The sequence below is a fragment of the Erwinia billingiae Eb661 genome (genome assembly GCF_000196615.1).
In the GTDB taxonomy this organism is placed as follows: domain Bacteria; phylum Pseudomonadota; class Gammaproteobacteria; order Enterobacterales; family Enterobacteriaceae; genus Erwinia; species Erwinia billingiae.
Genome location: NC_014305.1, coordinates 50,253 through 74,403, shown reverse-complemented (window position 1 = coordinate 74,403; position 24,151 = coordinate 50,253). Strand labels below are relative to the sequence as shown.

The window sequence follows — 24,151 nt, the reverse complement described above, 5'->3', positions numbered from 1 at the left end:
TTTCCTGTATAGAGGTGTTTTTGCAGACAGAATTAACATATTTTTAAAGGCAACTCATAAACATAGCTCTCACTGTCAACTTTCGATTTTAACTAAACGATACCGGGGAAATGGTCATGCTTATAAACCTGAGCGGCGATGAGGAACAGCGCCTTAAAGCAGTTGCTGTGCTGAGGACCCCAGATGAATGTCGGGATGAAATTTTAAACGATTTTGTGGCCCTCACCGCACAGTCACTCGGCGTAACAGGCAGTTTTATTTCTGTGCTCGACGACAGGCATCAGTTTATTACGGTGTCCCGAAACTTCACATTACGGCAGACAAGCCGTGAAGAATCTTTCTGCCGGCATGTTGTGGATAGTGGCCAAACGATAGTCGTCCAGGACACACATAAAGACGCACGTTTTTCATCACATCCGCTTGTACTGGGTGAGCCCTTCATACGGTTTTATGCCGGCGCACCGCTGCGGACTTCTGAAGGGGTGTTGCTCGGTACGCTGTGTGTCACTGATACCAGCCCTCACCGCTTTTCATCACGCAAAAGTGAAATGCTCGAGATTCTGGCCGGACTGGTGATGACATTTCTGGAGACATGGCACTCCGCAGGATTTACCGATCCCGTAACGGGGTTGCCAAACCGTCAGTCGCTGCTAAGGGAAATGCAGCGCAGAGCCGCCACGGATGCAAAAAACCGACTGCGGCTGGTGATACTGGACTGTATTGATATGCAGAAAATCTACGAGCTTGCCCGCTCAATGGGCATGTTACCGGTTGAATCTCTTCTGCGTGATGTGGGCATGCTCCTGCGTCTTCGGCTCAGGCTGCCTCCTGGTGATATGTTATATACTGTCGCAACAGGGCGCTATGCCGTGCTTACAGAAGAGGCCCAGCAGCTTACAGCCTCTTCTTTCAGCACTCAGCTGGAAGACGTTACGGCCCTCATCGAGGAAGGGATTGCTGTGGACCTGACCATACACGCAGGAGAGGCATGCTTTGCACTTTCCGAGGTCTCTGCACAGGAAGGTCTTCGTCGCGCTGTCAGCGCCCTGCACGAAGCCATTTCCTCCGGCAGCCGCGTGCTGAGTTTTGACGCACTGACCGATGGCCGTCGTAATGGCGAATTCCGTTTAATGCATGATCTCGCAGCTGCCCTGCGGGATGAACCCGGGCTGTATCTGGTTTATCAACCTAAAAAATCCCTGATTACGGGGAAACTAACCGGAGTTGAAGCGCTTGTCCGCTGGCGTCATCCAACGCGCGGCGAGCTATCGCCTGATGCTTTTCTTCCGGCTGCTGCCCGCACCCGCCTGCATGCTTCGCTTGCTGACTGGGTGATCCGGAACGTATCGTCACAACTGGTGCAATGGCAGGCGGCGGGTATTAGCGTGCCGGTTTCGGTAAACCTCAGCGAAAGTGATTTCACCAGAAAAGGATTTGCTGATACTTTGCACAGCGACGTGCTGAAGGCCGGCCTGACGCCAGACCTCATTGAAATTGAATGCCTTGAAACAGAAAAAATAGCCGAAAAAGAAGGTGCTGTGTCAGCGCTGATAGCCCTGCGCGAGCGGGGGTTTAAAATTGCACTTGATGATTTCGGCGCGGGATACAGTAATGTCAGCTACCTCTACCGGATGCCACTGGACGTTATTAAGCTCGATCGCGTGCTGGTCAGGGGAATAGTCACAGACAAAAGAAGCCGTATCATTGCAACAAATGTCATCAGGATGCTTAAGGAGCTTGAATACACGGTAGTAGCTGAAGGGGTGGAAGACAGGGCAACTGAAGAGATCCTTACCGCCGCAGGATGTGATCAGATACAGGGATATTATTTTTCGCGTCCGTTGCCAGCAAAAGATATATCAAGCCTGTTATCGCGAAGCTTCATAAAAAAGTAATGACTATCGCTTTGTAAGTGAGACACCCTTCTTATCCTGAGCGGCTCATATTTTTTATAGTATCATTATAACGTATCATCTCTCACGCCAGACATGCTGACTATCCCGGGCAGGGGAAGTTCAGCATGTCTTTTGGATAGTTATACGTCCAGTATAATATTTTTAAATATCCCCTCAGCAGGATATTCATTTATCTGTATAATACTGATCTAACAGGCCATTTAACTCCCGTAAATAAAGTAACTCAATTTTCAAGGAGTGGCCCGAAAATCCAGCACTATATCAACCCTGCCAGATTTATTAAATACGAAATTGTAAATCACATCCCGCTAAAGGTACGAAACTTCTTATTCAAAAAATATTTCTTATTCCATATTATAATATTGTGATTTCCTGACGACAGGACATGCCGAAAACGCCCGGAATTACCAGGGGCATTACCATGCCCTGCTTTCAGAAATCACTTCCTGTAAATATATTTAAAATCCTCTTAAGTGAGTTTTATTTTTTTACCACCTGCATCCTGATAAAAGAAAATCACCAAAATTCACACCTTAAAAAACAAGCTTACAGAAGAACCATTCGTACTTAAAAAACAATTACTTTTCAGATGGTTACAATCCGGGCTTTTTACATAAAAATACAAGGTTACTTAGCATGAAAAGTGAAGGGTTGATGACGGCAATCATTTTGATTCGGATATGTTGGCGGAAAGTAATAATTGAATAAAGATATAATAAAAAAGAAAGCTCTGCACCATGTGCTTATTGTTTAGGCAAAAAAATCAATGGGTGTAATAAGATAAAAATATTTTCCGGCCTTAATAACACCATCAATATACGATCGCTTTTATTTATCCGTACTGTTCAATTGGATTAAGTCAAATTTACCCGTATAATGTGTGTGCCGGGCAGACCCAATCCTGATGAGATTATATGGAATTTGATGAAGAAAAGCTGATTTTTCTGCTGAGAGCTATTGGTCTTGCCGTTCTCGGGGTGAGACTCTCTGGCCAGCAACTGAACGAAAAAAACGTTACGGGTAAACTGGAGGAAATTCGCCAGGCAGAGGGTGACTTATACAAAAAAAAGCTCTATACGGAGGCGGCTGAAATCATACGCAGTGGAAATATGCCGCAAATAACCGTCAAGGGGGATAGTGATAAAAGGCATTGACAATAGATGTTTATAATTACTTACTCCACAATCATGTTGTTTTCTGCAATCCGGAAATGGCACAAAACAGTGCCATTTTTAAATATGTAAAACACTACCATACTATTAATGGAAGTATCTCTGCAGTAAAATACAGGGTTAGCAATATTAAATTAAGTCAAGATTATTTTATGCTGGTTATAAAAAACAGAAACATATAAATTTTAAAAGTTCTTAATAACATTACCCTTCAGACTTTTATAAATCAGCCAGTGCCTCTAATTGACAAATTGAGACAGATCCATTATCCCTCCTCAGCTGTTCTGAAGACTACAGGGATAAATATCCGGGGGGTTTTATTCAGAAAATCATTCACCGAAATATAACTGGTTTCCTGGGCGGCGGGTTTTTCTCAAGCCACTCCCTTACTGCATCGGTATTGTTACCAGCACTCCGGATTGCATGATTGAGCCTGTCCTGTGTGGTTAATAACTCCTGCGTCCAGTATGTTATTTGCCATTGCTCATCCAGATAGATAAGCTCCCTGTTTTCAGGCTCGCGTCTGTGGAATCTTTTGTTAGTCAATGTCATACCTCCATTATAAAAAACAGGGCCAGGTAGGGAAATAATATTTTCGGGTGACATATTTACATGTTGAGCTTTAATAGCTAACCAGATTATTCCACTTTTTCCTTTTAAGAGGTAAAGTAGGAGTAGTCCTGGTTGATTGGGTGTTATGCATGATGCACTCAGTATTAATTGGGAAAAAACATACCATTATTCTTATTCTGATGAGTAATATTGTTTGTTTAAATAAAGCATTTGAAGTTAATTATGACAATGCATCATCATTAAGCTCGCTCATACACGTCTCATGTGCTGACACAACCCGCAGGGGGCGTTACACGGTGGTCTGGACGCATGTTGCCCGGGGATGTGTATTGGCGTGACGGTAATAAATCTAAGGGTATAAATATCAGTGAGAAATGATCTTTTAAAATACAGCTCTTCCAGTTTTAAGTGATAATAAGATTCTGAACCGTCATGAAGTTTATACATATCACCATAAACCACCGGGTTTAACCAAAAAACATAACCGCAAGAAAGCCCCTGGCGTCAGATACTTTTTAATTGTTGAGTGAATTCACTTAGCCAATTTTCCAAGAGTAACCAGGATGCTGCAAGTGTGAATGTTAATTATTAAATTCAATTGATTTCTGCTTCAAAAAAGCAGTCCGCAGGGCCATTCGTCGCTTTCACCTCTAAATGGCATTTTCTGAAAGAGTGTAATATTTAACTTATGTGACAGTAAAAACCATTGACTACCAATAACAGGTACTTGCATAGAAAATAACAATTTCTCCATACAATCATCTTATCTCTGAGCTGATTTTTCAACGATTTATGAGGTGACCCTCTCTCTGAGCTATGTTATAAATGGAAAAAATTTCAGAGGAAAAATAATGTATCTTGACGAAGAGAAATCCCGCGTGATTGCCTGTGAAATAGGATACGCTGTGTTAATGCTTCTCAAAAAAGGAGAGCCTGTATCACAGGAAAATATTTCATTTCTTCTTGAGAACAAACGTACTGAAGTTGATGATGTTCTCCATAAATTACTTCTTAAAGGGACTGCACAGTTGATAAGGAATGGGTTTGAAGATTAACCAACGCGTCATCAAGCCCATGTGGTCAGTGCGGGTTTATTTGAAAGTTTAGAGCATTCAGTACTGTGAAACCGCAATTTCCTTTTTTTTAGTGGTGTGACTTACTCGCCTGTACGGGCATCCCATCTGCAACACGCTTTATCTCCCGTCATTCAGCCATGCCTGGCTTTACTCCATTTATACCAAATTTACAGATCTTCCCTCCAGGCCGCGTCACACGGGGCTTCCGGCCGATTTTCACCAAAAAAGGATCCTTTACCTGCTTTGGATTACCCTCCATAATGTGGGTAAAACCAAATCCCGGATCCCGTCGTCGCGATTTATTACGCTGGCTCCCGCGCCCGGGATGCGGGAAAATAGCCGCATAAACACACAGATCGCGCTACGTGAAAACTTTATGATAATGAGCCCTCCGGTACTGCAGAATTCACCAGAACGCGCCGGCGTGCTGAGCATTGCCCCGGGCGTCGATTTTGCAACGGCGGTCGCCCTCAGGCGTATGGCCACCGCCACCGGTGCCACGCCCTGTTACCTGCTGGCCCCTGAAGTGAGCGCTCTGCTGCACTATATGCCGGACAGAAAGCACCACTTTCTGTTCAGCACCCTGTGGAATACCGGCGCGCGCATCGGCGAGGCCTGCAGCCTCACGCCCGAGTCTTTTGTGCTGGACGGGCCGCGTCCGTTCGTGCGCATTCTTTCGGAGAAGGTCCGCTCACGTCGCGGCCGGCCGCCCAAGGACGCTGTGCGGCTGGTACCGCTCACCGATACGGGGTATGTACGCCAGGTGGAAGTGTGGATGGCAAGCGTGCGCCCGAAGCGGCGGGAACCGCTGTGGACGGCTACCGATGAAACCATGCGTAACTGGCTGAAGGCAGCCGTGCGGAGAGCGGCAGAGGACGGCGTGCAGTTCTCCATTGCGGTAACGCCGCACACCTTTCGCCACTCATGGATTATGCACATGCTCTACCACCGCCAGCCGCTGAAGGTCATTCAGGCGCTGGCGGGCCATAAGGATGCGCGCTCGGTGGAGGTTTACACCCGGGTATTTGCGCTGGAGCTGGCAGCCACCCTTTCTGTCCCCTTTACCGGTGACGGTCATGACGCCGCGGCGGTACTCCGGTCACTGCCCCCGGCATGAGATAAAAATGCATGCTTCTGAGAACGCTTTTGCCCTGCCTGGTGACCAGGCGGCTGTGCCCTCATGATGCTGATAACGGCCTTTAAGGCACTACGCTGCCGGTTGTCCGGCTCAAGTTATGGGCGTTCTTTCACAGAATTTCGGTGGATGTAATGGCTGATAAGCCGGTCGGCAGGAAGGTTAACAAGTCATTGAATATAATGATTAATTATCAGAATCACATGAGGTTTCAGGTCTTCATCCGTCACGGTGTGGGGCTGTTCCGGTACAACGGAAAGCACTGCAAGGCATCATTAATTCAGATTTTTATACTCTCTACCCTTCAGTTTGTTCAGGTCCTGCCGATAATTAAAAATGACGGGAGATTACTTATGACCTGCCTGGGGTTATCAGTAGGGCACTCCCGTTTTTCACAGAAACAGAACCCTTGATAATTTGCTGCTTTCCCGGTTTTTTTACCGGGATTTTTTTTATGCTTTCCTGGCAGGGGCTGACCGGAAGTCAGGTGCCCATTTTTTGACTACTCATTAAAAAAATCAATCAAGGCAAGCTCTGATGAGCCAGCAGGGCCGGCTTTGGAAAACATGCGGCGTCAAAACTAAAATTCAACGCCCTGAAAGCCCCCGGTATTAGCTTGCCTTTATATAGTTGAAGGGTTTATTATTCCAGTGCGAATATTCCCTTCGTGAATTTCATTCCTGTGCTGATGTTTTACCGGCGTTAAAATGCCGGTTTTTTTAACAGCCTGAACCCCGTATTTAAGCGCACGCCCCCGTGTACTTCAGTGATTTGTTATGTATATTATCAATCAAACAAGCCACTGCTTTATAATCATATTCCTGCACTTCCAGGCGGCCTGTCACCTGCGTTGTGATGATTCCTCACCCGCCCCGGGGACAGAACATTTTGGTAAATGCCTGTGGGCCAGTGACTGCCGTGCACAGCAGGGCTCATATCAACAACCCTGGAGATTATCGTATGTTGATCAGGCTGGATGCCTTTGCTGAGATGTTGAAAATAACGCTCCGGCATGCTGTTAAGGGCCGCCAGAAGTAGCGGCCAGCTTGAGGGAATAACGTTGCCCAGGTGTCAGCAGTCAGAGGGGAGCAGAATGACATTCGATTATGAAGAGGCCCTTCTGTTTGCCAAAGCCTGGCACGCACGCCCCCGAAAAACGTCACCTGATGAACAGTTCGGGAGGGAAAATTTAGTCACGTTAATTTCTTTTGCTGAGCTAACCCGTATACCGACAGTTATGCTTTACGATGCGGTATGTCACGGGAAAAAGCTGCGCGGCATCCTCCCGCCGGTGCCGGTTGTCAAAAACCCGCAGCTGCTTTTCTCGGCAGAAGCGGTCAGTCTTTTCCTGCTGGCATATAATGAACGTGCCCGTTAATACCCTTTCCGGGGCTGACGGTGTATTTTTATTTTCAGAATTATATGTTTTTTCCATACCCGCTCGCCGGCACGGCAGGGAGCGGTACAGCCTTCTGGTCTTTTCTGTAGCAGCCCCACACAGGCAAACGGCCTCAACGCCATCATCAGGATCCGGATATCTCTGGCCACGATATGGCCCTGATTTTATCCTCTGACGATACGATACGATACGATACGCTTCCGGCGGTAAAAGCACTGACGGGGCGTTATTGCAGTCACCAGGGCATAACATGCCAGCCTGCTCCGCCGGACACCGTCTGAGCAAATGTGACACCATTTCTAAATTTCATCCCGGAAACACAGGTAACAAAGTTTAGGCTCCCTGACTCTGTTTCTGGCTACACCCACAGCCTGACGCGTGCTGTACACGGTGCCCAGAAATATTTTACCCGGCGAACCCGTGAGCAACTCACACCCCCTGCGATGTATGAGCCACTTTCCCGTACCGCTTTGCAGAAGATAGTAATACATCGGTACTTTCATGACAGCCCGGATTTCAGGGCAGACAGCTGTGGTGTCTGGACGCCTTTCCGGGGTTGCCCCCCGGGATACTCTCTGACGAAAAACTTCATGAACTGATACCAGTAATTAACAGATAAACCTAACTTAGCTGATATCTGTGTAAATATAAATTAGCAGTCATCATTTCAGTACGCGGGTTTTAAAGGTACTTACCAGTGTCAGATGTCATTGTTGCCTTCGCGAAACTGCATGCACCTTTACGGACCTGCAAGGAACGGCGTCTCCTTTTCAGACGACAGTAACTCTCCAAATGCCGCAGCGGTCAGTGGCAGGCACAACCCGTTGCCCTGCATTATGTCGCATCCGGCGTTGGTGACGAACGTTTGCTGAAGCATATCCTCCACACCTTCCGCCGCCACGCTGATGCCAAGGCTTTTGCCAAGTTCCGCGATAGCACTGAACATCATTCGTACGCGCATGTTCGTGGCCAGTTCATGCGTGAGTGATTTGTCGATTTTAACCCCCGAGACCAGATCGTGCCGCAACAGGTTCATGGCACCAAGCGTCCGCCCGTAGTGGTCGATAATCAGGCCGGCACCCGTGTCACGGATGGCTGCAAGGTTACCCGGTATCTCCCCGGTCAGCAGCGGTAGCAGGGATTCATCCACCTCCAGATCCACAAAACCCAGGTCGCCACTGCCGAATTCACGCAGCAGTTGTTCAGGCCCCAATCCCAGCTGTCGGGGAAACAGATTGATGCTGACGCGCAGGTGCGGACAGCCAGACTGCCACTGGCGGACCTGTGCAATGGCGCTGCTGATAATCCACTCACCAAGCCTTACCGACAGCGGGCTTTTATCCAGCATGCCTATAAATTCCGTCGGTAGCAGCAGCCCACGGGCTGGGTGCTGCCAGCGCACCAGCGCCTCACAGCCTGTAAGACGACCGCTTCTGGCGTCGTAGCGTGGCTGGTAGTAAAGAATAAACTGCTGCTGGTGAACCGCAGTTTCCAGCTCGCGTTCAAAACGACGACGACGCTGTTCCGCTTCACGGAATGCAGGCAGGAACAGCACGCTGCAGCCTTTCCCGGAGGCCTTGGCACGGTACAGGGCAAGGTCGGCGGCGGACATCACGGCCGACGGATCCAGCCCGTGCTCAGGAAAAGAAGCAATACCCGTACTCGCTCCGACGATGAGCGGTGCTCCATGGTAGCTGAACGGTATCTGTATACAGGAAATCAGTCGCTCCGCCGTCAGCGTGGCTTCAGCGACGCCTCCGCAGAGCAGGACTATAAACTCATCACCGCCCAACCGGGCGGCAACCACCGCGTCTGCACACGCCAGGCGTATCTGTTCTGCAACGTGACATAACAGCGCATCCCCGGCGGCATGGCCCAGCGTGTCATTCACTTCCTTAAAGCCGTCAAGGTCGGTCATCAGCAGCGTATAAGGCACGCCCGCTTCGGTCATCTGTCCCAGCTGCTCCATAAACGCGCTGCGGCTGGCAAGCCTTGTCAGCATGTCGAGAGAAGCCAGTTCGCAAAGGCGGGCTTCACTTTCATGACGAGCGGTAACGTCACGGATGATCATGCCGACCAGGCGCTCACCGCCTTCACGCCAGCCTGAGAAAGAGACTTCAGCTGGAAACTCATGGCCGTCCCGTCTCAGACCCCATATCTGTAAAGTACGTGGTTGGGAGACAGCCTCTTCGTCTGCGGTCAGACGCTCGAGCTCGTTGCGGTAGTCGATCTGGCACCGCTCTGGTACGAGTCCGGCCACGTACTGACCCGTCATCTCTTTGTCAGTAAATCCGAACATTGTGGTAGCCGCAGGATTCCAGAAAGTTATACCCCGGCCAGGGGTTGTACAGATGATGGCGTCAGGTGAGGTCCACGATATCGCCTCCAGCCTCTGCTGCGTTGTATGGCGTAGCAATTCGAGCCGGTGCACTTCCATCCGGTCCATCACCAGCGCGGCGATATCGGTGAGGTGCTGCCGGTCAGCTGACGTCAGCGGCGGACGTGGCTGCGTGTCGGTAAGACATACAGTCCCGATATGATGGCCGTCCGGAGTGGACAACGGGATCCCCGCGTAAAAGCGGATGTGTGGATAGCCATGAACCAGAGGGCTGTCCCGGAAGCGCGGATCGGTGAGCGTATCGGGCACGCAGAGGATGTCGTCCTGCGCAAGCGTGTGATTGCAGAACGCCACGCTCCGAGCAGTACCTGATATGCTGAGGCCGTAACGTGAAGCAAAGAACTGTCGCTGTTCATCAATCAGTGAAATAAAAGCCACAGGTACGCGAAAAAGTCGGGCGGCCAGAGAGGTGATCCGGTCGAGCACGTCGAGTGGCGGTTCGTTCATCATCTGATATTTCGCCAGCGCGTCAAGGCGTGCTGCTTCGTGATTATTGATCGGGCGTTTCAGAGTCTGTCCCCTCTGGGGTTATGTACTGTGGCCGGCATTTCACAGCATAAAGTGGACCATTTCAATCAGAGAGCTCCGCAGATATCACTGCCCATTTTCCGACCCGGGAAGGGCCGGTTCGTAGTCTTTTCAGCAACGTCGTGCCGGCCCCTGCTGTCAACGCTCCCTGAGAGGCCGAGATCCGGGCCATAACGGACCGGGCGGCACCGCGACAAACGTTACGCTCAAGATGTTTGACTGTTATATCGGTCCACGCAGTCAAAACTTCAGGAAGGGGAGCAAAATGAGCGGGTTATTTTTTATGACATAAGATTAGAATGAGACAGGATCCCGGCGATGGACGTGTGGGGGCATATCATCGCCCTGCCAGGGCTGACACGACTTTTATGCGTTCTTTTCTGCTGGCACTACCCTGAATGAAATGAAAAATGGAAACTAACCGGCGGGGTACTTCGCGGCATAAATAATCCATTCCTTCGGCGTCGGAACGCGAGCCCCTGAAAAGGTCCCCCTGTATCAGCGCCGCATTTCACACCTTTGTACTGAATGGCCGTGAAGCTGTAATAATTTCTGCTGACTTAGCCTTAAGCACAACCGGGCATAATACGATGAATAAATATTAATTTATTCCCCCTCCAGAAAAAATGTCAATTATCTGGAGAGTGACGGACAGTGTCAGATAACGACTTGTCCCCCTGAAAGGCCTGCCACGCTTCAGGCAGATACCGAAGAGGGTGCCTGGCCGCTCCTGCCTTCATACCCGGTGCACTATTGACCGGCGAAGGGCTCCCAGCCACCGGACGTCACAGGCGTACTTTTCCCCCGTTTACTTATGCGTGGCACTTCGGGAGCACCTGCGGCTGCCGGCAGTGTAAAGCGCGTGATGACCCCGCCCAGTATGTCCGTCTGCCCGCTCAGGCTACCCGCCGTGGCAGACACCTGATGAACCAGCGTCGTGTTCTGCTGTGTGACACGATCGAGCTCCGCCACCGCAACGGTAACCTGTGCTATCCCCTTACTTTGCTCTTCTGAGGCCAGCGCTATCTGGCCGATAAGTTCATTTACGCTGCTGACGCCCTGCAACACTGCTTCCATGGTGGTGCCTGCGGTGTCTGCTGCCCGGCGGCCGTCATTCACGCGGGATACGGTTTCTGCGATTAGTACTTCTATTTCTTTTGAAGCCGTCGCACTGCGCTGGGCCAGCGAACGCACCTCAGCGGCCACCACTGCAAAGCCGCGCCCCTGCTCGCCTGCACGGGCGGCTTCTACGGCGGCGTTCAGCGCCAGAATATTCGTCTGAAACGCAATTCCGTTAATAGTTGCGGTAAACTGACGGATTTTCTCTGAACCTTCCGCAATCCCAGCCATGGCGGAGACAACGGCATGCATAAGATGTTCACCCTTCAACGTGGTACTGGCCGTTACACCTGATAACTCCCGCGCCTGACGGGCGTTCTCCGCATTGTGGCTTACTGTTGCCGTAATTTCCTCCATGCTTGCCGCCGTTTGCTCCAGTGCCGCAGCCTGAGTTGACGTGCGGTCTGACAGATCTGCATTACCGGCGGCGATGTCTCTGGCCTCACGATGGAGAATCGCGGCATTATCACGAATGGCCAGCACCGTATCCATCAGGCTGTGCTGCATCTCTTTTACCAGCGGGACCAGCTGTCCGACGCAGTTGCGCCCCAGATCTTCGGGTTCTTGCGTGAGGTCACCGCTGGCGATGATTTTCAGGTGGGCGCGGATTTTGGCCACAGGGCGTACGAGGTGTGTCACCAGATAGCGGTCACAGAATATCAGCAGCGTTATGGCGGCCAGCAGTGCTGAAATCAGGATTGCCTCCAGCCGTTGTCTGTCCGCCAAGACCGGCGCATCGTCTTCTGCAAGATGCAGGGTCAGCGCGTCAAGACGCGCCCGCGCGGCAGGCGCATAATCAGCGGGGGTGGTCGCCAGCACGCGACGAAAGTCATCCCAGTCGGTGCCCTCCGGGATGCTACTTATCAGGGCAATTTTTTCTGCCGCCGTGCCGGACTGCATCACGATACCGCTGCGGGTCAGGAACGTCAGCTGCTGCGTCAGTTCATCGGCGCGGTCGGCATGCCGGTATATATCACGCAGGGTCAGTGCGCTGTAACCGCCGGCGCATGCCACGACGCCCAGTGAGATGAGCATCATCCACAGCACGACACGGCGGATGGTAAAATGTCTGAGTAAATGCATGTAAGGTTCCCCTGGTTTTATAAAAAATAATAAGCATTATTACTGGGTTTTTTTTGTATTGTTAATGCAGGCCTTTTTTTTATGCATACCATAATGTCAGAATAGCGAATAAAATAAAGCATTGTCACGACAAAATAATCCAATCGTTGCTTATTAATTATTTCGTTAAAGAAAACAAAAACGCATAGTCTCATATTATTTCAGGTTAATTAAAGCACCCTTACTTTTAAATTAACATAAATAATTCTGGCCTAAAAAAACATCCACATTTACTCTTTTTATTTTATCGTTCCTCAATGTATCAATCGCCTCCCGGAGCAATCGGGCGCCCTCCTCCCGGGACGCTGCTCCGGCATCAGGGGGCAATGCAAAGGTTCAGAATCACCACCAGAGCAGCCTGTGATGAGATGCGTGTCAGGCGCGGTTTACTGTTACGGCGGGGCGCAGTCGGCTGTTCAGGCCAGATATGAGTAGTCAGTAATTTCTTCACCCGGGCGCGCGCAACGCTGTTCTGTGCCTGCTGTCATCGTCAGGATGCTTAACCGTGTCTTAACCCCACCCTGCCTGCGGCTTGGGGTTATCCTGCATCAATCATTTCTGCTGATGGTGCGCACGACCCCATGCCGGCGGCCTGAACGTTTTATCATGGCATTATAAAAAATCACGAGAGTGAATATTGTCAGCCGGGCTGCGAATTCCGCGGGACTGAACGAGAGAACTTCCCCGGATTTAGCCGTGGGTCAGGGATACGTCAGGATCACACCAGCCGAAGGGAATTTTAATACAAAACCGCGTCTAAACGGGGTATGGACCAGGGACATCAGGGCACTTATCACACGTGATCACGCCGGCTACCGGTTTCCTGCGTGGGCTGCAGCAAGGCAGAGCGCACTGTGGATCGTGCCAATTGAAATTGCATGCCGTTAACGACAGGCATCTGGTGCCGAAACGGCTATGTAACGTCCAGAAGTTTTTCTGATGGGCATCATACGTAACGTGATTACGATGTCTGAGTCCGGGAGGCTGAAACGTTGCCTGAAACAAAATGGCACCTCCAGGGGCAAGAAAGTAAACGGGTTGCATAAGCTGGCGACTGACCGGGGCATGCCGTTCCGGTTTTTAACAGGGCCGGTTTGTGAACAAAAACTGCCAGCATGGGGTAACCGGACCAATTCATGAGTACAGCTTGGGATTGTGTGGGATTATAAAGTTTTCCTGGCCTGTTACTGCCTGAAAATATTCCGGCTAATGTTCAGTTAACGCCCCGGTGAGGTGAGGACCCTATGTTTTTTATGAAAATACAGGACAATCCCGTGTGGAGAAAGTCACCGTGATGTGATTACGCGCAAACCTATACTTAAGTACAGCTTACCGGTTTCACTCTTTCTTGTACACTGACTCCGTCGGCTGAAGAAAAAAAACCTGACCGTTAAGGTCAGGAGCTAAATTTAGCCAACACCAGGGAAATATCCGGCCATACGGTGCACACAAAAAAGCTTCCGATGGCCGACCTCTATTTTAGACCGGCAGCAACAGATTGCGCAACAGCTGGCATGATCCTCCGCGAGGAATTCAGCCTGCTGTATCCGCGCGTCTGCACCTCCCGAAGGAAGGGTTTAAAGCCGTTTTCCTGCCCGGTAAATTGTCATAATGCCAGGTCCATTCAGTTCGCAGTGAAGGATGAGGCCAGTGAGTTCAAACACAAATCAAAGATGCGTCCACCTTTCCGTGGCTAATAATCTGTTGCAGTAAAATCACGTCAGCGGCGGGGATATCCAGAAGAGCTGACATGTCAGACGCTTCAGTCCATCCCCCATGTGACCGGTAAGGCTTCCTGCGTGTCCGTAGCCGGATGCATTTTCAACTCTGGTGATGGGGTGATTATTCTTCAGGTGCGCATGACGCCCGAAAAAGATCCTTCATCTAACGATATAAGATTATTTTTGATGAAGTTAATTTCACTCATCACTTCAGTCGCGGGGAGAATTATAACATCGCATATCAGGGAGCTACTGAGCCTGCACATCGGGTTTGACTGCTTCACTCGACAATAAACATAGGGCAGTGCAGGTAACACGACCCGAATGATAACAATCAAGAGCTCCCGCTACTCGCTGAAAGCAGCCGGTCATGCCTGAGCACCAAACGGACTTAACGTGAAATGTTTAGTGCGATGGCCCGCCTCTTTACCGGTTCTGTAAGAACAGGTCTTAATTCAGTCAACAATCGTGGACAGGATCGCGCTCACGGATGGTGTTCTTGATGCGGTTTTCTCCAAAATAATTGTGAGGATCGTTACGGAAAGGCTGTTTTCCAAAAATTATTGATATTCCATCAGCTACTGAGGAGCAACAGGGTTGTCCGTTTCACATGTGAAATCACAGGGCAGCATTGCGTAATCGGCTCCCATCAAAAGAAGTGGCAAAGAGGCTGTGCAGAAATTCCTGTCCTGTCGGTTCCCTGCGCCACCCTGACTGCCTTAACACAACGTCCAGCCCATCGAAGTCGCCTGTAATATGCACCAAAAGCGAGTGGATCTGATTACCCTCCGCATCGAAGGCGTTATCGAGTCCATTTTTATTCAAATAAAGCCCGGGCGTTTCAGGGAAAGGCTTCCGGGATCTTGAGCTGCTCCATTCCTTGTCACTCAGTACCATATAAAACCAGCCGCTGCGCCTGAGAGCATGAAGAGCTTGTTGGAGGCGGAACAGGTCCTTTTGATCCAGTAAACTGCCGTTTCCGGTACGCCACAGGTATTCTAATTTACCCGGCAGGTCCGCGCGGGTACCCATTTCACGCCCTGTTTTTAACATCCAGGCGATATCGGCGGCCAGCTCGCGGGGAAAAAGACGCTGCTTTTCAGCCGTGGCCAGCCACCTCGTCAGAAATAGGTTTTCCTGCAGGGGTGTGGAGGTGATTCCTTCGCGTCGCGCAATGTGTAATGCAACCAGTGCACACCAGGCTAAGTGAGACACCCGGCTGTTTCCCGTTGTTTCATCCATCAACCCCTCCTGTACAGATACTTCATCATCGTTTAGTACCAGTGCGTACGATAACAGCAACCCTTCATTTCCCATAATATCGCAATGAGGCCTCCCTTTCGAAGTTAATATGATTAGTATCTGCCTCAAAAAAAAGATACTCATGATTAATTCGATTCAGAACCCTTAAATAATTCACCGTTAATAAATATTTACCCCCCTTGAGTGATGTCGGGTATTTTACTTATCAGTATGAATTATTTGATAAAAAATTCATGGAGAGCGCGTATGCGCAGTAAGATGGTTTAGAAATAGTTTCATAATTCTTACTGTGTAAGATGGCGATGTGTAAATTTATTTAATGAAATTTATTTAATGCCGATAACTGTTAATGACTGAAGTTCTCTTAATGCCATATAGAAAATTAAGACAATATAAATCAAGGGGTTGTATGTTATGCGAAGTCTAATAAACGGCAGTTATTTCATGAATTTAAAAGTTGGAGCAAAACTTGCTCTGGGATTCTCCGTGGTAATCGGAGCGCTCATCCTGACAGCGATTGTTTCTTCTGGTTGCCTTGACACCATTCAGGACAATTCGGCGAGAAGAAGTCTTACCATCGAAATGAACAGCACTTTTGGTCAGGCCCGCCTAAATCGCACACTTTACCAGTATACGAATGAGCAACAGTATGCTGATAAGAATGCGGATGCGCTTAAAAAACTCAATAACCAGTATAAAATGCTTGCTGTGTTTTCCTGGGATACGGAAGGTAGCAGGTTACTTAAAGATATTGAGCAGGCCATGGATAGCTATGGAACGCAACGAGATATATTGGTTGATTACATGCAACGAATGATGGCGCAGGCTTCCTCATTACAGCAACTGCCATATCTCATTCTTGCAAAAAAAATTGACGCCATAGTTGAAGGAAACAAAGCGGATAATGAAACGGCACTTTTACTTCAACGACTGTCTTCACAATTAAAAGAAGTTAATTTACTGGTGCTTTCATTCACTAAAGAACCGAATGATATTTTGAAAGCAACCCTCAACACCGCTCTTAACGATGCCAAAAAGACAGTTTCAATGCTGAATTTAATCACCAATCCGGCTCTGGGCGAATTAACTATTCCCACTGTTGATATTATTGACAAAGTTCTGACATCAGCATCACCGTTTGAAGCGCTCTGGTCTGAACATCATATGGCCGCAAAAAACCTGGTGAGCAAAGGAGAGCAATTCGACAAAACTTTAGATAATATGTTTTATTATCAGAAGAAAATATCCTCTGACTTTATCAGTTCCGCACGTATAAAAATACTTTTCTTATCGGTATTTTCGGTAGTTATAAGTCTCCTGTTCGCATGGCGTATAACACTAAGCATTAATAAACCACTCGCCCAAACACTCACGATGGCCCAACGCATCTCAGAAGGTGACCTCACGCATGCTGTCGTTGCGGATCGTAAAGATGAGTTAGGACTATTAATGCAGTCGGTTAATGGCATGAGGATCAGACTGGAAGAAATAATTAATAACGTTCGTGACGGCGTGTCGAACGTTAATAATGCGGCCTCTGAAATAGCGATGGGTAATGAAGACTTATCCTCAAGAACTGAAGAACAGGCTGCAGCAGTGGTTCAGACGGCTGCCAGTATGGAACAACTGACGTCCACAGTAAAACTTAACAGCGAAAATGCCCTGTATGCCAGCCAGTTGGCCGGGGAGGCATCTACACAGGCGACTGAGGGCGGTAAGGTTGTCAGCGGCGTGATTTCGACCATGGAAGACATAAGAAAAAGCTCATCGCGCATTTCAGAAATAACACAGGTTATTAATGGCATTGCTTTTCAAACAAATATTCTCGCTTTAAACGCAGCGGTGGAGGCTGCCCGTGCAGGTGAAGGCGGCAGAGGTTTCGCAGTCGTGGCCGGTGAGGTGAGGAATCTTGCACAGCGGAGTGCCCTGGCCGCAAAGGAAATTGAAGGGCTTATCAACGAATCTGTAGGCCAGGTTAATTCCGGGGCCGGCCAGGTGGAAAATGCCGGTAAAACAATGGAGGCCATCATTCACTCGGTTGGACAGGTGAATGAAGTTATGAAAGAAATTGCAACGGCTTCAGATGAACAAAATCGTGGCATCCGTCAAATCAGTCAGGCCATGACGGAAATGGACACGACTACTCAACAAAATGCTGCACTGGTTGAACAGTCGGCGGCTGCCGCAGGTTCTCTTCAGGAAGAAGCCGGTCGTCTGGAGACGGCTGTTGCTTTCTTCAAAACGGGAGCATTGCGCGCGGCATCCAGATTGCCAGCAGAAAAAAAGAACGTTCAGGCACCGGTGAAAAATACATCTCATTCATCAGGTGATAACTGGCAATCTTTTTGACTTTATGAATCAATGAATTAAATTCCTGAACTGCAGTGGCCTTTTCGTCTGGCTTGAAAAGCCTCACGAAAAGGCCACTGCAGCTGAAATAACGCATGAACGTCAGTGCGACAGGCAGGGATGGTTTGCAGGCCTGTACACACGTATTTCCGGACGGTCGCTGTTAGCACAGTGTCACTGCAAGGTATTTACTGAAAACTGGTTGCCCGGCAGCAGCTGACGATAACTGCATATCATTTTGTCCTCACTGACTACCGTTCGTATGTCTTTTCATCCCATCATGGGTGCTGATGATTACGATATTCCTGCCTGCCCCTTTAGCCTCATAAAGCGCCATATCGGCCTGACGGAAAAGCCCTTCCGTACTCCCCTGCACATCAATGAGCGCCGCAACACCGGCTGACACGGTGATCTGTCCTGCGTATGGGAACAAAGATGTTTCCACTAGGTGCCGGACCCTTTCTGCCGTGGCGGCAGCGTCAGATAATTGGGTATCAGGCATGAAAATAACAAACTCCTCTCCCCCGGATCGACTGACTATATCACTGCTCCGGCAGGCTGTCCTGAGCAGACCAGCGAGGCTTATCAGGACGGCATCACCCGCATCATGTCCCAGCCTGTCGTTTATTTTTTTAAAATGGTCGATATCAACGGCAATGGCGCAATGATTAGGCGTACGCGCATGCTGTCTGATAAGGGTTGCGAACCCCCGGCGGTTCAGTAGCCCGGTCAGTGGGTCGGTGCGTGTTTCGTCCGTCAGGGAAGAGACCTGGTTTATCATCATCTGCAGATGATGATAAACCGCCTCACGCAGTCTGACGGCCTCTGTATACCAGGCGTTTATCTGCGGCAGGGCCCTCAGCGTGGCGCCGCTGTCTGTGGTATGAATGGACTGCGCGAGTTTTTCCAGTGGCGAAGAGATGCGGGCCGCAAACAGCACCACCATACTGCCCACCAGAATGACGATCAGCAGAATGAACCATACGGCATTTCGGGCAGTGTTCCAGAGAATAGAGGCGGCATCGTCCGCGGTTCCGTAGACAAATATGTTCCAGTCGGTCCTGTGCAGTGAGGCATATCCGAGCAGGTATTCTTTCCCGTCGCTTTTGAGCAGATATTTTCCGCTGGCTGACAGGATAAGCTGTTTTTTGAGATCCGGGCCGATATCCAGTACACGGCCGACTTTTTCGGGATAGTGACTGAAGATAATACTCCCTTCATTGCTGACGATGCTGATGTCGGCAGCCCGGGCAAAAAAGTGCGTGCTGAGAATATCGCTAAGCATGCTCTGCTTTTTCAGGTAAATACTGCCGCCAATGTATCCAAGATACTCCCCTGTCTGACCGAAAACCGGCTGAGAAATGAAAATGACATAGTTACCGGCTGCGGAGGTGAACGGCTGGGAAATGAAGGATGCCCTGGACGCCAGCGCCTGCCGGCTGGCCGGTGAACTGAGCGTGTTGCCAACCAGACCGAGACTTTCCGGCGAGGTTGCCACTACCACAGCATCTGGTTTTACCACCAGTACAGAATTAAAAAAACCGGACTGCAGGCGCAGGCGATCCGCCTCCTGACGTAGCTGCTGCATGTTACCGAAATCTTTCAGCAAACCTGCGCTGTAAGCCAGTTCGCGCTGCGCGGTGAAAAGGTAGCGATCGGTGGTGTCAGAAAGCTTGCGGGCATATGCAATATTGCTGTCCAGCAGGCGGTCTTCGATGTTGGCTTTCTGGAAAAACCACAGGCTGCCCAGGAGGAGGACGGACGTCATTATAATGCCCCCCAGCGACAGGATCACAAGCAGTGTGCGTAATGTTATCGTATTTTTTTTCATCAGTGACGTCCGTGATTCTGCTCAGGCCAGGAAGAGTTTACCGTTCATAACGGCGTGACAAAGCCCCGGAATAAGCGCACAGCAATAGTGAGCCTATGAGAAAAGGCAGTATGACTCCGTCATCCGTCAGGCATCGGAACTTTCCGGATTATCGTCCTCTCGCCGACATGGTATACAGGAAAAGTATATATTGTCCTGAACATTAATAAAAAAGTTGCTATTTGCAATCCATATAAAATATTCAGGGTTTATACAGGTAGCGGCTGGTACCTTCAGATATCTGTACTGCAGAGGTGAGTGTGGAAAATTTTAGGGAGATACACCGTGCCCTTGCAGCGCGTTTTGAGAGCATAATGCCATTATTGACACAGGCAATGAGTGCGGAGTACCACGACCGTGAAGTTTTCGTGAATAACTATAGTTTACTGCTTTCCCTGCATGATGAAGCGGCCCTGAGCCTGAAAGATGAGAAGTTTGAAGCCTGGCTTCGGGGTAACGATCCTGACCTGATGATGAATATTCTGGCCACAGGTATTGGCATCCGTATTTTTGAAAATCTGCTTAACAATTATGTCCGAAAATAAGCGTCTGGCTGATACCAACTGCGTCCCTGAAACGTAAATCCCATACACTGCCATAAGAGGTCTGCGGCCTGTGAATATCGTAAATGCAGAAGTCAGGCATCCCCGATGCCACGGCCGTTGCGACTGAGTATCGTTAAACCGAGATGCCCCCTGTATGCTGACAGGCGGGTGTTTTTCAGTGCATACCTTCACTGAGCCAGAGCCCTGCAGCGCACCGTATGAAATTGCCGGAGCACATTCTGTGTCGCGGACAGGCGTCCGCACCACCTCACCTCCTGATGGGTACCCGACCACCATTATGGTGCCATGTCTGAACGCTGGCTTTCCGAGGTCGTCAACTATCTGGCAAGGTCCATTTTCTTTTGGCAGTATTTACGTTCACTGACACAGGCTGAGCTTATGCGGGGCGGCACCGTATACCGGAGGACATTAACAGGCCGGAATAGTTTTTGACCAGTTGCCTGCTGCGCAAACAGAAAGGCCGGGTGGACAGGTCGCCGCAGTAACTATTACGGCGTCGGAAATAGGGCAAAGGGATAATATTTTTGCAATAACTGAAGGGTTCAGGAATTTTGTACAGAAGTTATCCACCTTTTTTGTGGATAACTTAAGCGCCTCTGGCTGTTTTTCAGCGTCCGTTCACCTGCACGCTGCCGGCAGGTTGTGATGCCAGTCTGCCAGTACACGCATGTCAAAATCATATTCCCTGCGGTTAAACGTCAATTTCCGGGAATGGTTTGACAGCATGTCTCTGAGCAGAGCGCGTGGTGCAGCGGCATAAACAATATTAACGGACTGCCCGGACGGCTCGCCGGTTATCCAGCGTGCAGCGGTAGTATCCGGCACGGTTATGGAGTCAGGAGTGATATTGCCAGCCGGAACAGCAACAGAAATGAACAGCGAATTCCCGTCCATACAGCTTATTCTCAGTAAGGCACGGGAGTCTGAAGAAACCAGCGTTATGCCTGTGGTTCCCATACCGGGCAAGTCAGCCCGGGCATGACATAAGATGGTAAAAAAGAATACTCCGGTCAATGCCAGGTAGTACCTGATAACATGAGACAATAACCTGCGCGCGCCAGTATAACGATTCATAAGACACATCCATCCTGAACCTGCACCATCAGTGTTTCAATTGTGGCCCGGGTGGGACAGAAGAACGTTCGCCTTCAGGGCTGACTGCGCAAACGACCACGCCGTCAAACCGGATGCCCAGCCCCCTCGGAGTATGAAGCAACACGAAGTCAACGCGCCCAAGCGCGGTTACCTGCTGGCGAAAGCACGCACTGAGCCGGACGCTGCCGCCCATGACACGGGTAAATGCATGCATGACGCGGTTGTTATTCAGGATTTGATGCAGTTCTGATGAGTTAGAATTTAACTGTCTTACCGGCTCGTTTTCTGCGGCAAGGAAGGCTTCAAGCATCCGGTATAAGGCATCATTGTCGTGGCCGGTATCAAACGCCTCATTAAGCAATATTATATAGGATCGGAGATCAAACATGTTTGCCCCTAAGCGCTGAATATGCGTGCTGACACCCTGTGTCTTATAGTCATGAGCATAACGGCGAAAAGTTGCTCAGTCATGCCCGGGAAAGGGAAATCTTTAGGTAAAAATTGATGTATGCCACATTTCAGGAAGAAGAATGAGATCCGCATATCAAGGCAGGTGGATATATTCCGTTCCATTTGGCCCCGGGGCTGGATCGCCATACACCTCGGTGGGAATTAGGCTGCCCTTAAAGAAAGGCCCGCGTGAAGTAAAGGCGTTATCCTGAAGCGTTCAAAATTAACAGAACAAACACGGTGGGGAACGGACCTAATATCCATCCGGATCCATGCAGACGGGCTGTTTCTGGTTGGCAGTTCTCGCGCCAAATCATCGGCTGGTCATTGTGACCTTACATGAACAGAGAGATTGATCTTAAAGCCCGTCTGATGGCAATTTGGTGCCCCTTCACCAACAGGTGTTACTTCACGCCAGCAACGTCAGTCAGTGCAGAAGTATGCGTGGCGGTCTGTTAGCTAGCATGTAAAGTCAGTGGATCCCTGCGTACGGCTCAGCCTGACCAGAAAGGTGGGAATGATCAGTTCGTTGACGACCGCGCTAAGACGCTCAAGATTTACCCTATCCGTCCTTCTGGACTGCTCATGAAGTCAGAATGTCAGTGAGCCCCGATTGGCGGAAGCTTTGTTACAGGGGCGCTGATGATTTTAAACTTATGATTTGAAAACACATACTGCAACAGGTTTCCGAATGGGGTGTTCTGCCCCTGATAGCGGCACAAGGTTTGAATTATTCAATAAGCGACACATATGCCAGGCATTTGGCTTTATAAGGCCACCGCAGCAGAAAAGGGAGACCTGACAGGAGTGAATTCCATTGCATGTTAACGTTTGCAAACAATAATTACCTGCAACTATCACAGCGATACATAATGCAGTCAGCGAAAATGCCGATAACAGGAGAAATCACTTCATACGGTATATCTCATGCGTCTGCATTCGCTATCAAACTTGTTTCACCTCCAACGTAGGCGCTCCTCCGCTTCTTTCAGTGCACTTGAGCAGACTATGGCCGTCATTGAGTTCAGCCCTTCCGGAGTAATACAGAGGGCCAGCCCGCGTTTTCTGGAGACTATGGGATACCGGTCTGACGAAATAACCGGGCAGCATCACAGTATGTTTTGCCCGGCTTCGCTGGTCAGCACATCTGAATACGCTCACTTCTGGCAGCGTCTTGCCAGGGGGGAGAGCTTCAGTGGAAAATATCTGAGATTTGCTAAGGGTGAACGCCCTGTATGGCTTGAGGCAAGCTATATTGCGGTCCCTGATCGGCGCGGCAGGGTGTTCAGAATCATTAAAATAGCCGCCGACATCTCTGAGCGTATGCAGTCAGCGCTCGAACAAGAATCTGTCGTGAATGCCATCAACCGGTCTATGGCTGTCATATCATTCGATCCTGCCGGGCACGTGCTGGATGTAAATGATAATTTTCTAAGTTCCACCGGATACCGGCGGGATGAAGTCTTGGGTAAGCATCACCGTATGTTTTGCGCCGAAGCGCTTTACAGAAGCGAGGACTACCGCCGGTTCTGGCAAAAGTTGAATCAGGGAGAGTTTTTTTCCGGTCAGTTCCCGCGACTAAACCGACAAGGCGAGCCTTTGTGGCTGCGGGCGACCTATAATCCTGTTTTCGACGCTGCCGGGCAGCTGTATAAAATTGTGAAGTTTGCGTCAGACGTTACGGAACAGGTTCAGCGTAATCAGAGAGAACGGGATGCTGCTTCACACGCATGGGATATGGCGGTTCAGACCCGGAGTAGTGCACAGGCCGGTGCAGCTGTTGTCGAGAGCAGCATCAGTATGATTGACCGAATTGCACAGGGAATGACTGCTGTCTCTGCGGATGTAGCAAGGCTGAACAGTCAGTCTGACAGCATCGACGGCATGGTCGGAACCATCAGAAGCTTTGCTATGCAGACAAGGCTCATCGCACTGAATGCAGCAATTGAAGCCGCAAGGGCGGGCGCATCAGGCAGAAGCTTTGCCGTTGTAGCCGCAGAAGTCCGCAATCTTGCGGCGAACGTCAGTGGTACCACAGAAGAAATTGAGCGGGTCGTGACCGGCAACAGCCATCTGGCCAAAGAGGTTCTGAGGGGCATCGGGAACAGCCTCGCGAACACTACGGAGGGGGTTGCTCTTATGCGAGAAGCGGGGGAAGTAATTGCCCGCATCAAGAAAAATTCAGAAGATGTGGAGAGCGCAGTAAAGGATGTTGCCCATTCAGTTAAAGATGATTAAAAACGTACCCGACCTTACATTGAGAATGGTGTCCATGGAATTCCACAGTAGAAGATTACGGGTGCGCTAGGGAACAGGGGCGGATAAAATGCCAGCCGGCCACATTTTAAAATTTATACCAGAAGAATATTTCTGCATTCTGCAAGCCGGTAACCATGGGC

General features: G+C 49.7%; 15 protein-coding genes. 8 read left to right on the top strand and 7 right to left on the bottom strand.

Annotated features, from left to right (window positions below):
- The first annotated feature begins 116 nt into the window (after nt 1–116).
- Together EBC_RS00900 and EBC_RS00895 are read left to right on the top strand one after the other, a co-directional pair.
- Nucleotides 117–1,895: a sensor domain-containing diguanylate cyclase gene (locus tag EBC_RS00900; RefSeq protein WP_013199928.1), complete on the top strand. Its 1,779-nt coding sequence runs from the start codon at nt 117–119 to the stop codon at nt 1,893–1,895.
- A 935-nt stretch (nt 1,896–2,830) separates the two neighbouring features.
- A complete protein-coding gene (locus tag EBC_RS00895) occupies nt 2,831–3,070 on the top strand; it encodes a hypothetical protein (protein WP_013199926.1) in 240 nt (79 codons plus the stop codon).
- Between the two features lie 351 nt (nt 3,071–3,421).
- Here EBC_RS00895 and EBC_RS00890 read toward each other — a convergent pair whose 3' ends face one another.
- A complete protein-coding gene (locus tag EBC_RS00890) occupies nt 3,422–3,640 on the bottom strand; it encodes a DUF3606 domain-containing protein (RefSeq protein WP_041691796.1) in 219 nt (72 codons plus the stop codon).
- A gap of 872 nt (nt 3,641–4,512) precedes the next feature.
- Between EBC_RS00890 and EBC_RS00885 the strand changes: the two genes are divergently transcribed.
- From EBC_RS00885 to EBC_RS25645, 3 genes are all read left to right on the top strand, one after another.
- On the top strand, nt 4,513–4,716 hold the full coding sequence (locus EBC_RS00885; protein WP_013199921.1) for a hypothetical protein: 204 nt from the start codon (nt 4,513–4,515) through the stop codon (nt 4,714–4,716).
- 403 nt (nt 4,717–5,119) lie between these two features.
- Nucleotides 5,120–5,854, top strand: coding sequence for a tyrosine-type recombinase/integrase (locus EBC_RS00880; RefSeq protein WP_041691795.1), 735 nt, complete (start codon nt 5,120–5,122; stop codon nt 5,852–5,854).
- 1,111 nt (nt 5,855–6,965) lie between these two features.
- Nucleotides 6,966–7,250: a hypothetical protein gene (locus EBC_RS25645; RefSeq protein ID WP_041691794.1), complete on the top strand. Its 285-nt coding sequence runs from the start codon at nt 6,966–6,968 to the stop codon at nt 7,248–7,250.
- Nucleotides 7,251–8,010: 760 nt separating this feature from the next.
- Here the strand turns inward: EBC_RS25645 and EBC_RS00865 are convergent.
- The 3 genes from EBC_RS00865 to EBC_RS00855 form a co-directional block, all read right to left on the bottom strand.
- The gene (locus EBC_RS00865) at nt 8,011–10,116 is read right to left on the bottom strand and encodes a putative bifunctional diguanylate cyclase/phosphodiesterase (RefSeq protein ID WP_041691818.1); all 2,106 of its coding nucleotides are present in this window, start codon (nt 10,114–10,116) and stop codon (nt 8,011–8,013) included.
- A gap of 831 nt (nt 10,117–10,947) precedes the next feature.
- Entirely contained in the window at nt 10,948–12,399 is a 1,452-nt protein-coding gene (locus EBC_RS00860) for a methyl-accepting chemotaxis protein (RefSeq protein ID WP_013199912.1), read from the bottom strand.
- A 2,378-nt stretch (nt 12,400–14,777) separates the two neighbouring features.
- The gene (locus EBC_RS00855; protein WP_041691817.1) at nt 14,778–15,401 is read right to left on the bottom strand and encodes a DUF2913 family protein; all 624 of its coding nucleotides are present in this window, start codon (nt 15,399–15,401) and stop codon (nt 14,778–14,780) included.
- 465 nt (nt 15,402–15,866) lie between these two features.
- Between EBC_RS00855 and EBC_RS26220 the strand changes: the two genes are divergently transcribed.
- A complete protein-coding gene (locus EBC_RS26220; protein ID WP_065762062.1) occupies nt 15,867–17,771 on the top strand; it encodes a methyl-accepting chemotaxis protein in 1,905 nt (634 codons plus the stop codon).
- 244 nt (nt 17,772–18,015) lie between these two features.
- On the opposite strand, the gene EBC_RS00845 is transcribed toward EBC_RS26220, so the two are convergent.
- Nucleotides 18,016–19,602: a sensor domain-containing diguanylate cyclase gene (locus EBC_RS00845; RefSeq protein WP_013199903.1), complete on the bottom strand. Its 1,587-nt coding sequence runs from the start codon at nt 19,600–19,602 to the stop codon at nt 18,016–18,018.
- A gap of 353 nt (nt 19,603–19,955) precedes the next feature.
- On the opposite strand from EBC_RS00845, the gene EBC_RS25640 reads away from it, so the two are divergent.
- Nucleotides 19,956–20,186 (top strand): hypothetical protein, encoded by a 231-nt coding sequence (locus EBC_RS25640; RefSeq protein WP_231853656.1) that lies wholly within the window; start codon nt 19,956–19,958, stop codon nt 20,184–20,186.
- A gap of 639 nt (nt 20,187–20,825) precedes the next feature.
- Here EBC_RS25640 and EBC_RS00835 read toward each other — a convergent pair.
- Complete coding sequence (locus EBC_RS00835) at nt 20,826–21,281, bottom strand: hypothetical protein (RefSeq protein WP_013199900.1); 456 nt, start codon at nt 21,279–21,281, stop codon at nt 20,826–20,828.
- A 28-nt stretch (nt 21,282–21,309) separates the two neighbouring features.
- Complete coding sequence (locus tag EBC_RS24900; protein ID WP_013199899.1) at nt 21,310–21,690, bottom strand: hypothetical protein; 381 nt, start codon at nt 21,688–21,690, stop codon at nt 21,310–21,312.
- A gap of 1,070 nt (nt 21,691–22,760) precedes the next feature.
- On the opposite strand from EBC_RS24900, the gene EBC_RS00830 reads away from it, so the two are divergent.
- Nucleotides 22,761–23,990: a methyl-accepting chemotaxis protein gene (locus EBC_RS00830; protein WP_013199895.1), complete on the top strand. Its 1,230-nt coding sequence runs from the start codon at nt 22,761–22,763 to the stop codon at nt 23,988–23,990.
- Nucleotides 23,991–24,151 lie beyond the last annotated feature (161 nt).